This window comes from Hyunsoonleella flava (assembly GCF_004310325.1).
Lineage (GTDB): Bacteria > Bacteroidota > Bacteroidia > Flavobacteriales > Flavobacteriaceae > Jejuia > Jejuia flava.
On the sequence record NZ_SIRT01000001.1, the window covers coordinates 529,859 to 544,598 of the forward strand.

General features: G+C 34.1%; 9 protein-coding genes and 1 pseudogene. 2 read left to right on the forward strand and 8 right to left on the reverse strand.

Annotated elements, in window-relative coordinates; all coding sequences use genetic code 11:
* Nucleotides 1-375 precede the first annotated feature (375 nt).
* From EYD45_RS17100 to EYD45_RS02210, 4 genes and pseudogenes are all read right to left on the reverse strand, one after another.
* Nucleotides 376-492 (reverse strand): annotated as a pseudogene (locus tag EYD45_RS17100) (IS982 family transposase); the annotation flags it as partial.
* A 131-nt stretch (nucleotides 493-623) separates the two neighbouring features.
* Nucleotides 624-2,207, reverse strand: coding sequence for an ELWxxDGT repeat protein (locus EYD45_RS02200; protein ID WP_130962703.1), 1,584 nt, complete (start codon nucleotides 2,205-2,207; stop codon nucleotides 624-626).
* A 130-nt stretch (nucleotides 2,208-2,337) separates the two neighbouring features.
* The gene (locus EYD45_RS02205) at nucleotides 2,338-3,051 is read right to left on the reverse strand and encodes a LytR/AlgR family response regulator transcription factor (protein WP_130962704.1); all 714 of its coding nucleotides are present in this window, start codon (nucleotides 3,049-3,051) and stop codon (nucleotides 2,338-2,340) included.
* Nucleotides 3,048-4,793 carry a sensor histidine kinase gene (locus EYD45_RS02210; protein ID WP_130962705.1) on the reverse strand — a complete coding sequence of 582 codons (1,746 nt, stop codon included), beginning with the start codon at nucleotides 4,791-4,793 and terminating at the stop codon, nucleotides 3,048-3,050. Before EYD45_RS02210 ends, EYD45_RS02205 begins: the two co-directional genes overlap by 4 nt.
* 307 nt (nucleotides 4,794-5,100) lie before the next feature.
* On the opposite strand from EYD45_RS02210, the gene EYD45_RS02215 reads away from it, so the two are divergent.
* Nucleotides 5,101-5,316, forward strand: coding sequence for a hypothetical protein (locus EYD45_RS02215; protein ID WP_130962706.1), 216 nt, complete (start codon nucleotides 5,101-5,103; stop codon nucleotides 5,314-5,316).
* Between the two features lie 42 nt (nucleotides 5,317-5,358).
* Here the strand turns inward: EYD45_RS02215 and EYD45_RS02220 are convergent, their stop codons facing one another.
* On the reverse strand, nucleotides 5,359-6,510 hold the full coding sequence (locus EYD45_RS02220) for a DUF7486 family protein (RefSeq protein WP_130962707.1): 1,152 nt from the start codon (nucleotides 6,508-6,510) through the stop codon (nucleotides 5,359-5,361).
* A 526-nt stretch (nucleotides 6,511-7,036) separates the two neighbouring features.
* On the opposite strand from EYD45_RS02220, the gene EYD45_RS02225 reads away from it, so the two are divergent.
* Complete coding sequence (locus tag EYD45_RS02225) at nucleotides 7,037-9,127, forward strand: DUF3857 domain-containing transglutaminase family protein (RefSeq protein ID WP_130962708.1); 2,091 nt, start codon at nucleotides 7,037-7,039, stop codon at nucleotides 9,125-9,127.
* A gap of 395 nt (nucleotides 9,128-9,522) precedes the next feature.
* Here the strand turns inward: EYD45_RS02225 and EYD45_RS02230 are convergent, their stop codons facing one another.
* The 3 genes from EYD45_RS02230 to EYD45_RS02240 all read right to left on the reverse strand — a co-directional run bounded on the left by EYD45_RS02230 (nucleotide 9,523) and on the right by EYD45_RS02240 (nucleotide 14,542).
* Complete coding sequence (locus EYD45_RS02230; protein WP_130962902.1) at nucleotides 9,523-10,260, reverse strand: LytR/AlgR family response regulator transcription factor; 738 nt, start codon at nucleotides 10,258-10,260, stop codon at nucleotides 9,523-9,525.
* Nucleotides 10,260-12,449 (reverse strand): tetratricopeptide repeat protein, encoded by a 2,190-nt coding sequence (locus EYD45_RS02235; RefSeq protein WP_130962709.1) that lies wholly within the window; start codon nucleotides 12,447-12,449, stop codon nucleotides 10,260-10,262. The genes EYD45_RS02230 and EYD45_RS02235 overlap by 1 nt, the downstream gene beginning before the upstream one ends.
* 125 nt (nucleotides 12,450-12,574) lie before the next feature.
* The gene (locus EYD45_RS02240) at nucleotides 12,575-14,542 is read right to left on the reverse strand and encodes a leucine-rich repeat domain-containing protein (RefSeq protein ID WP_165453870.1); all 1,968 of its coding nucleotides are present in this window, start codon (nucleotides 14,540-14,542) and stop codon (nucleotides 12,575-12,577) included.
* Nucleotides 14,543-14,740: the final 198 nt, after the last annotated feature.

A 14,740-nucleotide genomic window follows, 5' to 3' on the forward strand; every position in this document is an offset into this window, starting at 1 on the left:
CTCACCACACTTATTTAATAAATAAGTGCTCGTGAACCGCAAAGCGGTTTCATTAATATCGTAAAGAAACTTCTGGGTATAAAATTTTTTCAGAAACTGTAGTAACAACTTTGCCTGCGCTTCACCTCGCGCCTACTTCAAAAGGTCTACCAGACCTTTTTCATTCGGACGTAACCAAAGCTCAAGTTACATAACGCGAGAACATTATAGTACAAATGTATTTCATAACATTGGATAGCTATAATTCTATACTATGTAAAATATCCCAGAATAATCCGTTGTTATAAGAATATTTAGAACGTGGGTGTTGAAACATTCGTCTTCGGGCTTTTGCCACTAAATTAAGCATTTGTCATAATTTGGATATTTTGCATAAATCAGTTCCAGGTCGCTTAACTTTGACTTTCGCCTTTGATGGTGCAATAATTGTTCTTCTGATATTTTTCGTAAAACTTCCAATATTCTTTCGTAAATTGTATTTAAGTTGTTCATGGTTAATGTTTTACAGATAAAACAATTTACTGATTATCAGTAAGATGAACAACTTTTTTTCTTTAAATCAAAATGCACAACGGGTTTATTTTCATAATAAATAGGTTTTTATAAGTAAAAATGTGGTGTGACTAGTTTTTAATGAGCTTTAACGTTTTTATCTTGTTGCCACTCAATACTTTCACCAAATAAAGCCCACTATTTAAAGACGAAATATTATAACTGCTATTTGCGGTATTGCTAAATGTTTTTACCAGACGCCCTAAAGCATTGTAAACCTCTACGCGTTCTATGTTTTGGCTACTCTTAATCGTGAATTTGTTGGATACTGGATTTGGGTATAATGAAACGGAGTTGTTTTCAAACTCTTCTGAAGAAAGGGATGGGTCAATGTACTTATATAGGTTGCTGGCTCCCAAATATAGCTCGTTGTTATGTACGGCCATTTTGCGCTCATTAATAATAGTAGGTGAGCCAGAAATTTGTACAGTACCAGAAACCGTTCCGTCAGACGACCACAACTTTCTTTGTCCTGTTGTATTATCTCCAAAAAAATAAAGTTTGTTGTTGTAATCAATAAGCTTGGTTGGGTTCATTTCTGCTATGGAAGGAACTTCAATCATACTAGTATTTGCAGACGTGCCATCTGTAGACCAAAGTTCTTTTCCGCTTGTGCCATTACCAGCCCTAAAATAAAGCAGTCCGTTTACTATGGTAAGATTTGCAGGGTTGGAATTTCCGCTTGGGTTTATGTCTTTAAATAGTTGTGTGCCAAAAACGGTTCCGTTGGTCCGCCAAAGTTCTCTACCATTAACACCATCATTAGCAGAAAAGTACAATCTGTTATTATAAACTTTAAAACCAGTTGGGGCGCTATTTCCAGAGGTGTTTATATTTTTAAGAGCACCGCCATTGCCAACTACGCCATTGGACTTGTACAATTCTCCGTTTGCACTAAAATATAGGTCTCCATTATATGATGTTGTGTATTTTGGGTTGCTAGATCCAGAACCAACAACCATATCCTTAACCATTTGTGTACCTGCAGTTGTACCATCGGTAACCCATAATTCCCTTCCGTTTGGGCCATTATTGGCAGTAAAATAGAGCTTGTTGTCGTGCAAGCAAAAATCTGAAGGCCCAGAGCTGTCAGTGCCTGGATAGATATCTTTTAAGAGTACTGTGCCAGTACTAGTGCCATCAGAAATCCATAACTCGGTTCCGTTGTTGCTTCCTGATAATCCATTGCTGGCAGAAAATATTAAGCTGCCATTTAAGACATTTAAATATAAAGGGAAACTACTGCTCGCCGATGAGCTGTTGATTTCTTTTACAAGCGTAGTGCCAGCAGTTGTGCCATCTGTTCTCCAAAGTTCAAAGTTGTTGCTTGCAGTCCCTCCAGCAAAGTACACATAACCGTTTAGTTCTACATATTCTGTATTATCAGAAATGTACACGCCAGATGCATTTGTAAGCACGTTATTACTGTTAATCTCCTTTAGTTTATAAGTTCCTGTTTCTGTACCATCACTTATAAATGGTTCTGCGTTTATAATACTTGGGTCGTCATCTGCCACAAACAATACACCAAAACTGGTAGATGTAATACTGCTTGTTTTGGCGTTTGAAGAAATAAATTTTACTTGTGATATTTGAGCGCTTGATTGGCTTAAAAAAACAATTGACAGAAATATAAAGAAGTAGCTTTTTTTCATAAAATAAATAGATTTAAGTTTAATTTGGACTTAAAAATACCTATCTGTTACAAGGGAAAAAGGCACTAGTTTATAGCTGACTATTTATAGTTTATATCTGCGTATTATATATCAATACGTGCATTAGCAATTAGCTTAACGCCTCCAAAAATTTTGAAATCACTTTTATTTTTCGTGAAGACACTGGCACTTTATCACCATTTTCCATAGTAATTCCTGTTTGTGTATGTCTATTAAGCATTTTAATACAATTGGCATTTACTAAATGTGCATTATGAACCCTTAAAAAGTTTTTGTCTTCCAATAAATCCGTAAAATGTTTTAAGTTTTTTGAAGCCATGTATTCTGTTTCAGAAGTAATAATTTTTGTGTAGGCACCATCTGCCTCACAACGAATAATAGAGTTAACATCCAACAAAATGGATGTATCCTGATTTTTGATAACAATTTTGTTTATGTTATTAGATATCGGCGATGTTGAGGTATTCAACTCGTTCTGTAAGGTATTAATCACTTTTATTAAATCGAAAGGGTTAACGGGTTTTAATAAATAATCTTCTGGTCGATGTTTAATGGCCTTTATGGCATAGTCTTTATGCGCCGTGATGAAAACAAGTTTAAAATGTATTTCTGAAAAAAGATGAACTAAATCCAACCCAGTGCCATCTCCCATTTCTATATCCAATAGCACAATATCTGGATTTGTTTCCGTAATTAATTTATGCCCAGATAAGACGCTATTTGCTTCGACAAACTCAAAAGAATTCTTAAAATTATGTTCAATAATATTTTTTATTGAGCTCCTTACAGCTTTATTATCGTCTATGATGGCAATTTTTTTCATAAATACATCAGCGGTAGTTTTATAATTACTTGATAGGTGTGTTCCTTAAAGCCGTAATATAAAAAGTTTTTAGGCAATTCCTTTTTGGTATATGTATTTTCAAGACGTTGTTTTACGATTTGGTTAGATCGTGATTTATGGTTTTTTGTTTTGGGCTTGGCAGTAGAACTTCCATTATCTGTTATAGTAATTTGAAGACCAAAATCTTCCTTGGTTGCGTTAATATTTATAACTGCTGTTTTGGTTTGGTTGGCAAAACCATGCACAAAGCAATTTTCTATGAATGTTTGGGTAATTAAAGACGGTACCAATGCCGAATTTAAAGATGCGTCGCATACAACCTCCAGTTGCAAAGGCACATCCATTTTTAGCTCTTGTATATTACAATATTGCTCAATAAATTTTAGCTCTTCTTGAAGTGTCCAATTAGCCTCGAAGGTAGAATCCAAGATACTTCGCATCATTTGCGATAAATCTGATAGATAGGCTGTGGCTTTATTAGGGTCTGACTTGTCATACAAAAAAGGATAAATAGCATTGATGCTGTTTGAAATAAAATGGGGATTGAGTTGTGACCTATGCAATGAAGCCTTAGTTTTTGCCAAATTTAGTTCTGATGCCAATACTTTATTTTTTTTCTTGAAAAATAGGAAACCTAAAATACCTATGCCTAACAAGCTAATAATACCAAGAATGAAGTAAATGGTTCTGGCTGTATTTTTTAGGGTTTCATTGTTTAGTTTTTGTGCTATAAGTGCAGCTTCCTTTTTTTCGGTTTCATATTTTATTTCCAGTTCATTTAAAGCCTCTATTTGCTTTTCTTCTTTTGCTTTATTAAAATTTGCAGTCATTTTTTCATGATACTCAAGAGCCAAATCATGCCTTTTGGCTGTTTTACATACATAGTATGCCAAATAATATCTATCTCCTTTCTTATAATAACTAGGTTCTTTTAAAATATCGAGTAAAATAGAATCTTTATAACGTAATGCTACTTCAGTATTATTTTCCTTTAAGTAAACGTAGGCAAATGTATTATACAAATTACGCAAACTTGTTGCATCTATCTTATCTCTATATTTTAGAGCTTCATTGTAATATGTCTTGGCTTCCTCAACGTCATCATCAATGAAATACATTTTACCTTTAATTCTTAAAAGGTCGGCAACAAGGGAAGCATTATTTTCAGACTTACCATAATTAATGCCCTTTTCTGCATAGTACAGTACCGAATCTTTTAGAAAAGGACTATCTGGGTTTTTAAACCTTTTTCGTTCAAAAAAATCCACCATATGCGTATAAACATTGTTTTTTGTTTCTGCTGGCACATCAATGGTGTTATCTAAAATAATGTCGTAAGCCTTATCTAAATAGTATTTCTGTTTGTCATCATCATCATGGTACGCAAACGTATAAGATAACTTAAAGTAGGCCGTTGCCAATTGACTTTTGTTATTGGCGTCTTCTGCTATTTTTAAGGCCTTAAGACCATATTCAATAGAATTAACAGGGTCGTTGTTGTCTGAATAGTAATGACTTAATCGTAGTAAAGCAGAAAACTCGAGATTTAAATCCTTTAATTGTTTGGCAACATTATACGCTTTTGTATTATAATAAAATGCTGAATCCATTTTATTATGCAGTTGGTAGCTAGTAGCTAAAGCTCCATAAGCAGTACTTGATTGCGATAAAAAATTATTTTTTTCTGATAATTTAATTGCTTTTTTAGCAATATTCATCATAGAATCCACATTTCTCTCTTGTAGATAGTAAAAATCAAATAATTCTAATAGATTATTTATTTTAATACTGTCTTGTTGACGCTCTTTTTGTGATTTAAATTTTAATTCAATATTTTGATTTTGAGCATATAAAGATTGCGTGTTTAGCCAAAAACAAGTAATTAGTATTGCATATTTATAGTATACGGTCAGCGAGAAGTAATTATGATTATTGCAAAGATAATTTTAATATTGAATTATTTAGCCATTGCACACACATTCCACTACTCTCCTATCGTCGCTTTGTAAAAAGCGTGTGCCATTAACCTTGCAGAAGAAACTTTTGAGAATAAATTTTTCAAGAAACTCTAGTAATAACTTTGCCCGCACTACACCTCGCTCCTACTTCAAAAGGTCTAGCAGATCTTTATCATTCGGACGTATTCAAATCAAGTTATCTCTCGACTACGCCCGACGCAGACGCCATAATGTGGGTTATGATGTGGTTTCTGTAATTGCAGATATAGCAAAAGCGAGCACCTAAACTAAGTCCTCGCTTTCCATATTACTAATGCTTTAATTATAACTATTGACTAATAGCCTTTAAGTGTGCATACACAGGGTTACCTTTAACCCGCATTTCAATTTTTCTTTCAAAAATCTTGATGCCTTTTACGGCGTTAAGCTTCCCATCTGGCGAAAAGGCTTTTACTGCATATAAGTCGCCATTTTCAGTTACAGCTTTTACATTAACGATGTTACCTTCGCGACTGATGCCTTTTATTTCTAGTGTGGCATTGTCTTCGGTTATGGCCTTAACGTCGTAAATAGTGCCATCTGCCCCTATGGCCTTAACAGGCGCATGTTCGTCTTCGGTATCCATTATTTTCACAGCTAATTCTGCCTCTCCTTCGAATGCCCTAATATTCATAAGGCTATGTTGCTTAGAATCCTGTGTAGCTTTTACATCTAGCATATTACCTTCGGCATCAAAGGCTTTGATATCTAGATTTTTACCGTCGGGCGTTACAGCTTTAATATTCCAAATAATTCTTTTAAAATTAGGCTTGTACGGTGGCTTTGTGATATTACGCTTTGGCATTACAAAGTTATCTTCGTTTGGTGCAGGATGCATTGCTTTTACGTGGGCATAAATCTGGCTACCTCTTAAACTCATTTCCTTGTCCTGTGGATTAATTTTTATGCCCTTAATATCGTTTGATTTTCCGCTAGGTGACAAGGCTTTTACCGCATAGAACTTTCCTTTTTGGGTTACAGCTTTCATAATTACAACATTACCAAACCTTCTAACACCTATAATTTGATGCTGCTCGCCTTCTGGTGTTACGGCCTTAAGCTTGTAGGTGTTGCCCTTTTGGCTAATGGCCACTACAGGGCTAAATTGTTTTTTGCTAACCAATATTTTAACGGGTAAACGCTCACCTTCCATAAATGCTTTTACATCTAGCAATTGGTCTTGTTCGGAATTTTGAACTGCCTTAACATCGAATCCATTTCCTGCATTATCAAAAATTTTGATATCCAAACTTTTACCGTTGGGCTGAATGGCTTTTACGTTCCAGAAGATGTCTTTAAATTTTACAACGTTCTCTGTTTCGGTTTTTGTGGTTTTATCTTTTGAAGTGCCTTCTTTACAGCCAATTACTGCAAATAACATGATAAGCATACACAATTTATAACCTATTATTTTGATGACTAATTGGGCTGAATTTTTCATGATACTGTTATTAAGTTTAGAATACACTAAAATTATAAAACCATAGCGTGGTTTTTTATGATTTTCGTCATAAACGGAAACTGTTTGGAGGCCTCTGTAAATACACGAAAATTTTTGGGTTGAAAAACACTACTGGCAAACATATCCCGCGTTAGGAATTGCAACGGCATCCTTTTTAAACTTTGAATAACGAAAGTATTAAAGTGCTTAAATATATGAGATTGCTACGTCGTGAATTCCTCGCAATGACATCTTTTTTAAAAAGATATAGCCCTCAGACTACGCTCAGGATAAACTTCAGCCCGACCCGAGCGTGCAAGTTTGATATAACGCGCTAGGGTACCATCGAAGGGAAGGCCCAAATACATATACTAAGGAGTTTCAGACTTCAAACTTAAAGTAGTTGATATCCTTTACTGTACACACTTCTGCAGGTTAGCGTATAAAATGGTATTTTGTATAATAAGGGATGTTGTGGACGTATTTTGCCCATATTTTTAGTTAATTTGTAGTCTAATTATTATGCATGTCTTTCCAAACTAATTCCCGTCATTTTTTCACCATTATTTTTATTTTTTGTTTCTGCGTGTTGCATGCCCAGATTAAAACTAGTAATACGCCGCAATGGGTGATCCAACAAACGTATGAAAAGAACCCAGCGATAGACTTAAACGAAATATCGTATGGCTTATTAACATTGCTTAGTGATGAGCAGATACATATACCTAAACAAGAGCGTTACTTGCGTGTTGTGCGTAAAATAACGGATAATGTTGGTGTGCAGGATGGTTCGGCTATTTCTATTAATTACGACCCTACGTACCAAACTTTGTTTTTACATAACATTACGGTGATTAGAAATGGAGAGACTATTAATAAGCTTAATGTAAACGATTTTCAGAGCATACGGCAAGAATCTAACGCAGAGAGTTATATTTATGACGGTAGCCTTAATGCCATTGCTAATTTATCTGATATACGTAACGGAGACATTTTAGATGTAAGCTATACGATTAAAGGGTTCAACCCGATTCATGGTACTCATTTTTCTGGGGGGACTACACTAAATGATTTTCAGCCTGTAGGCAAAATTAATTATTACCTTATTTCTGATAAGCAGTTGCAGTACAAACTCCTAAATTCTGATATTACTCCAAAAATAGGACGTTATAAAGGGTATACTACTTATCAGTGGCATGCAATGGAAACTGAAGCGCCAGAGTTTGAAGAGAATACACCTATGTGGTACATGCCCTACCACAACCTGTTTGTTAGTGATTTTAAAAGTTGGGATGCTGTGGTAGATTGGGCTTTAAAAATTTACCAAGACAACGTAAAGCCATCTCAAGCACTACTGGAAAAAATTGAGCAAATAAAAAATAGTTCAGAGTATGAAGGTGAACGCATTTTTGCCACTCTTAAATTTGTACAAGATGACATTAGGTATCTAGGTTTGGAATCTGGTATAGGCGCATACAAGCCTTTTTCACCTAATAAAGTACTTGAGCAACGCTTTGGAGATTGCAAGGATAAAAGTTGGCTTATGGTGACCATGCTTCGTAATATGGGCATTAAGGCTTACCCAGTGCTGATTAACAGCATCTATGGCGAATCACTTCACCAGTTTTTACCCTCACCAAAAGTGTTTGATCATGTGGTTGTAAAAGTGGTGGATAGCACCGATACAAATTTGTTCTATGACCCAACTAACAGTAATCAGTTTGGGAATTATAAATCGGTTTCATTTCCAAATTATGGCAAAGCTTTAGTGGTTAAAAAAGGTACTACAGCTTTAGAGCAGGTTACCCCTAAAAGTGAAAATTTAGTAGAAGTTTTTGATACTTATGATTTGCCCACTGTTGGTGGTTCTGGTACGCTAAATACGATGACAGTTTATAAAGAAGCAGAAGCTGATGTGATACGGGCACGCTATAAATCCAGCAGTTTGTCATCATTAAGTAAAGATTTTAAGAATTATTATGATAACCTTTATGACGGTGTTGAAGTTTTAAAAGACCCCATTTTTGATGATGATAGTTTGGTAAATGAAATACTGGTTGAGGAGTCTTATAAAATTAGCGATTTATGGACACCAATGGTTGGTAACGATAAGAACATTAGCGTAGAGTTTTATCCATACAGTATTTTGGACGTGTTTGTTATACCTGATGAAAAAGAACGAAAAACACCGTTTGCCTTATATTACCCAACGCATAAAAAACATCAGATTACCGTTAAATTACCAAGACGCTGGAGTTTTAAGTTAGATAAGGTGAATGTAAACTCTAAAAGTTTTGATTTTTCAATGACTTCTAAAATGAATCCTTCAAAGGATATTCTTTATCTTAATTATGAATATCAAAATAAAACCAGCTATGTAAAACCTGAGGATTTTGAAGATTACTACACTAAAATTAAAGAGGTAGAGCAAATCATGGCTTACTACATCTATATTCCTAAGAGTGAAGCTAATAGTGGTAATTTTAGCACGCCAATACTTAGTGAAAATGTAGCCTCTAGCATCACTGCTATACTGTATTGGATTATTGGTGCTATGGCTGTAGTTGTAATTGGTCTGGTTATTTTTGTAGTAAAGAGCAATAAAAACAGAAGTTAAGTTTAGCTTCTATTACGTTGTGGCATAAAAAAGTCGAACAATCTCGATAGTATTCAAGATTATTCGCCCCCTAATTAATCAATGGCGCTTTTTATATGGCGGCGCTCATGGAGAAGCCTTTTAAGCGCTTATCGATTTTAAATTGAACCATCTTCTGAATCTTCATCATGATGATGCGCATTGTTTCTGGTAAGATACCGGCTAACGAAAACAAAAATTACGAAACCAATATTTAGAAAAACTAAGGCGTAGAATATATAGTCTTTTGTAGTCAAACCTTTGAAGTTAACAATAGCAAATTATTTTTTGCAAAGTTACGCCTTTATTTAGTTAATTCTGATAACCACTATTTGTTTCTTATTGTATAGATATTGCTTTTTACTACTAAGGTTTTACTAGGGCTTGTTCCAATTTAAAAATACTGAAACAAAGTGGTCTTTTTTCCTGGAAGATACTGGGATTTTTTTTCCATTTTCTAAGTAGATGGTACCGGACTTTTCGTATTTATCTATATAATTGAGGTTCACTATATAGGATTGATGTGGACGGACAAAATTGGATTTGGTGAGCTGCTCCTCATACTCTTTAAGTGTTTTTGAAACCAAATACTTCTTACCATTATCGCAATAAAACGTGGTATAGCCTTTATCTGATTCGCAATACAAAAGCTGGTTTAAATCTATAACTTGAAAACTATCATGCAGCGATAGTACCAATTTAGAGCTATCGTTGTGCCACACCGCCTTGGCTGTTTTAATTTGCTCTTTCTGGTCTGTTACCGAAAGGTGTTTCACTTTGTTTAGCGCAGCTTCTAGCTCTTCTATATCCACAGGTTTTAAAATATAATCTACTGCACCACTTTTAAGGGCTTTAAGAGCGTATTCCTCATAGGCAGTAATAAATATGACTTTAAAATTTAGATGTTCGGTTTGTTCTAAAAACTCAAAAGCATTACCATCAGTAAGATTTATATCCAAAAAAATGAGTTCTGGTTTGCAGGCATTGGCGACTACTACAGCTTCTTTTACAGAGGCGCACTCCCCTATCACTTCTATATCTGAAGTAATAGATTTTAGCAGATTGCGCAACCCTTTTCTAATGTATGCTTTGTCCTCAACCAGTAGTGTTTTCATCACACCAAAATTATTTTATGTGGAATTACCAAAGTTACCAAAGTTCCCTGTTCATTATGTGCTTTTCTATCTACAATAGATACACTGCCCTCCATTTTGAAATCCTTAGATAATATTTTTAATCGCTCGGAGGTTATTGCTGTTGATAGTGATTTTTTATGCCCATTAGTTGTGGTTTTTTGAGCTGTGTACCCAATACCATTGTCCGCTATGGTACAAATCAATTTTTTTTCTGAATATTTAAGGCGAATATCAATTCTTCTATCTTTTGGTTTGTCTTTAAAGGCGTGTTCTATAGCGTTTTCCACAAAAGGTTGAATTAACATAGGAGGCACTTCAAATTTAGGAACATCAATACTATCTTCTACCAAAAGTGTAGATTGGTATGCATCATTTTCTAAATTTTGAAGCGTTAAATAGTTTTGAATGGCTTTGAGTTCTTGCGAAAGCGAAACGGTTTTGTCTCTGGAATTTTCTAAAGTAATCCTAAGTAATTTTGAAAATTTAGATAAGTAATTTACCGATTTCCGTTGTTCTTTATTTAATATCATGCCCTGCAATACCGAAAGCGAATTAAATATAAAATGAGGTGTCATTTGAGAGCGCAATAGCTTCTGTTCCATGATGACATTTTGCGTTTTGGATTTGGCATTTTTTAACTTCTGATAAAAAACAAAAGCACCTAATAGAATTGAAAGCAGCAATACAGCTATGATAGCCCATAAATAATTGCGTTGCGACTTTTCTAAATCTTGAGTTGTTGTAAGTACTGTTTTGGTGAGTTTTAATTCTCTAATATTAGCCGAATCTAGGGCTTGTTTGTACTTATAGTCGTATTCTAGTTGAGTTATTTTCTCTATATTTTCTTTGTTAAAAATGCTATCATTTAATGTTTTAAATTTTTTATGGCTTTCAAATGCCTTTTTATAATTACCCGTTTTACTGTAAATCGTTGCAAGTAGATCTGACACCATTTTTTGCTGCACTAAAAGTTCTAGATCCTCTGCTATTTCCTTCCCTTTCTTAGTGTAGATTAAAGCCTTGGAATAGTCATTAAGTGCAACATAGGATCTTGCCAAACCTATGCTGGCATGACAGATATAAATAGAACTCTCAATAGTTTTGCTTAAATCTAAACAGGTATAGTAATGTTTTAAAGCTTTCTCTGGTTGATTCATTAAAAGATATAAATCACCTAATTGAAAATGACCAGCACTGAGTTCGGACTTGTCTTCAATTTCATTACTTATTCGTAAGGACTCTGTCATGTAGTCTAATGCCTTGGGAAATTCTTTTAAATCAGCATAAACTGTCCCTATCTTAATTAGGCCTGAAGCTATCTGGCGCTTATCTTTTAACTCTCTACAAAGCGGAAGTGCTTCCTCTAAATAATTAAGTGTTTTGTCATACTGTTTAAGTTCATAGTGCACAGCACTAATATTATAAGAAGCTTGCACAATCCCACGTTTATTCTGGTCTTTTCTATGTATGGTTAAACACTTATTAAAATATTCTAAAGCTTCTCTATACCGTCCTTGATTTAAGCAAATAGCACCAATATTATTTAGAGTACCTAAGCTTAATTTTTCTTTACCTAGTTCTGCTCTTATACCGTAAGCTTCCTTAAAAAATCTAAGGGCTTCATCAAAATCTCCTTTTCTATAGCTTAGGATTCCTAAGTTATTTAGCATATCAGCTTGTTCCAGTAAATTCCCTTTTTCAATATTGTCATCAAGCACCTTTTTGTAATAGTTCTTCGATTTTTCAATATCATTATCATAATAGGCTATCTCACCTAATATTTTATAACAAGAAATTTTACAATCTTGATCATATATATTTTCGCATAACTTAAGCGCTTTTAGCGCTAAATTTTCAGCCTCACCTAAATTTGCTTTTTTTAGTTGATTATAACTCAGTCTTAATAGGCTTTTTGCCTCACCTTTTATGTAACCTATTTGTTTTGATAAATCATAGGCCTCTTGAGCCATTTTATCAGCACTATCGATATCAATTTTAGTATACCCATATGAAAGCGCATTTAATAAATGAACTCTAGTAGTATCTTTTTGTGGATTGTTTTTAAGCTCCAATTTAAGACTATCTACCTTGGCATTTTGAGTTAGGGCAATGTTGGAGATGCAAAAAAACAGAAGTAAAGAAATAACAAATGTTAGAGATATTTTCATAAAGCACTAAGCGTAAAAACGCTAATTAACAATATATTTAATAAATAACCGTAAGCTATTGGGCAAAATGCTTACGGTTAGTAAAAAAACAGATAATCCTAAAAAGTAAAGTAGTTCATACCCACCTACTTTACAAACTTTTTTGCAATTCTGCCTTTATCAAATTTTAATTCTAAAATATAAATACCGTTTGAAAGCACTTCGGTAGAGATGGTACTTTTTTTGCCCTCAATAATTTTAGCGCCAGATATATTGTAAATAGCCAGCGTTTCTAATTTTATACTATTGGAATGTTTTACTTCAAGTTGATTTGAGGTTGAAATGATTTTGATATCGCTTTCTAATTCAAAACTAGAAGTGCTTAAAGAGGCATCTTGAGTAACGGGGCTAAATCCTGTCCATAAGGCTCCAGGATTTGTTACATAATCCGCAAGAGTGCCTGCTGGAATGTGTAGGTGTATTGTACCACGATTTGAAGCAAAGGTATCCATAAAATCTCCTGTAGTAGTTATGGTTGGTGGTGTTGTGGCTAATGAGGTAACATCGGTAAAAGGGTTGTTGTTAAAAGCCCTATCTCCAATACTAGTTACACTGGCTGGAATAGTTACTGTTGTTAATTGATTTGAGCGAAAAGCAGCAGTTCCGATAGATGTGACACTATTTGGAATTGTAACACTCGTTATATTGTTTTGCAAGAAAGCACTTTCTGGTATGTCTGTTACTCCATTTGGAATATTTACAGAAGTTAAATCATTATTCATAAAAGCACTTTGACCAATAGTAGTTAAACTACTAGGAAAACTAATACTTAATATATTATTATTTTCAAAGGTAAAATCTCCAATACTAGTTAAATTATTTGAAAGTACAACATTTGAGATATCATTAACTTGAAAAGCAGAATTCCCTAAACTTGTAATATTATCTGGAATTGTAACAGTAGTTATGTTATTTGATCCAAATGAGCCAATTTCAATGCTAGTCATACTGGTTGGGATGTTTACACTGGTTAAACCACAATTGTTAAAAGCAAAACCACCAATACTTGTAATAGCATTATGCAAAGGTGCACTCGTTAAGTTGGGATTGTTGGAAAAAGCACCAGGCAAAATAGATATTACACTCGTGGGAATTGTAACACTGGTTAGGTTTTTTTGAGAAAAGAATCCAACTTCTGTAACATCATATGTCACACAACCTCTAGTTACTGTTGCGGGTATAACAACATCAGATCCTCCTGCAGTATTGTATCCTGAGGTTCTTACGGTATTACTTGATATAGGGCTATAAGTTATATTATCTACTATAAAAGAACCTGTAAGTCCTTCAGCTACACTATTAAAGCCTGTCCAAGTTGCATTTGCATATGCACTCGCTGTATTTGATGGTATGGTTAAGTTTATATTAGATCTAGACCCAAAAAAAGTATCAGAACTTGTATTAGGGCCAGTTGGTGTATCTATTGTTGGTGGTGTTGAATTCTGTGAAATTACACAGGTTAAAGGGTTTCCAAAAAATGCCCTAGTACCTAAACTATTAACATTGCTAGGTATAGTAACACTAGTTAATTGATTATTAGAAAATGCATTAGATCCTATTGAAGTAACAGAACTTGGTATAATAATACTAGTTATTGCACAACTAACAAAAGAAAATTGAGCGATGTCAGTTAAATTGGCACTAAGTGTTACACTTGACAACTGTGGATTCTCTCCAAAGGTTAAACCTCCTAGCTGTGTAACACTGTCTGGGATAACTACACTAGTCAATAAATTACTTTGAAATGAGCGATAGCCAATAAAGGTAACACTATTAGGAATGGTTACACTGGTTATTTGTGCGCCAGTTGCGGTATTACCAAGAAAAGCTTGGTCACCAATCACAGTTACGGTATAAGTTATTGAATTATTACTTATTGTAGCTGGAATAGTAACATCCTGACTACCATTTGTAAAGTCATAACCTGTAACCTGAACAGTATAAGGTGGTGTACTACTTATAACTTGATACGTAATAAAGTTATCAGTAAATGTTTGCGAAAACAGTATTTCACAAATTAATAAAGTGGTTAAAAAGAGTAGATTTTTTTTCATTTTTGATACATTTTGGGTTAATAAAACGCCAAAATACATTCATAACACCTTCCAGAGTATAGGCAATCTTTTTTTTAAGTGTTATAAGAAAAAAGCGTAGGAGTTTATTTAATATTTGCTGCTACAGGATTTTAATTCAGAAAGAATATCAATAGAATTGAAAAAATATTATTGTTAAATTTTGCAGATTTACTTTTG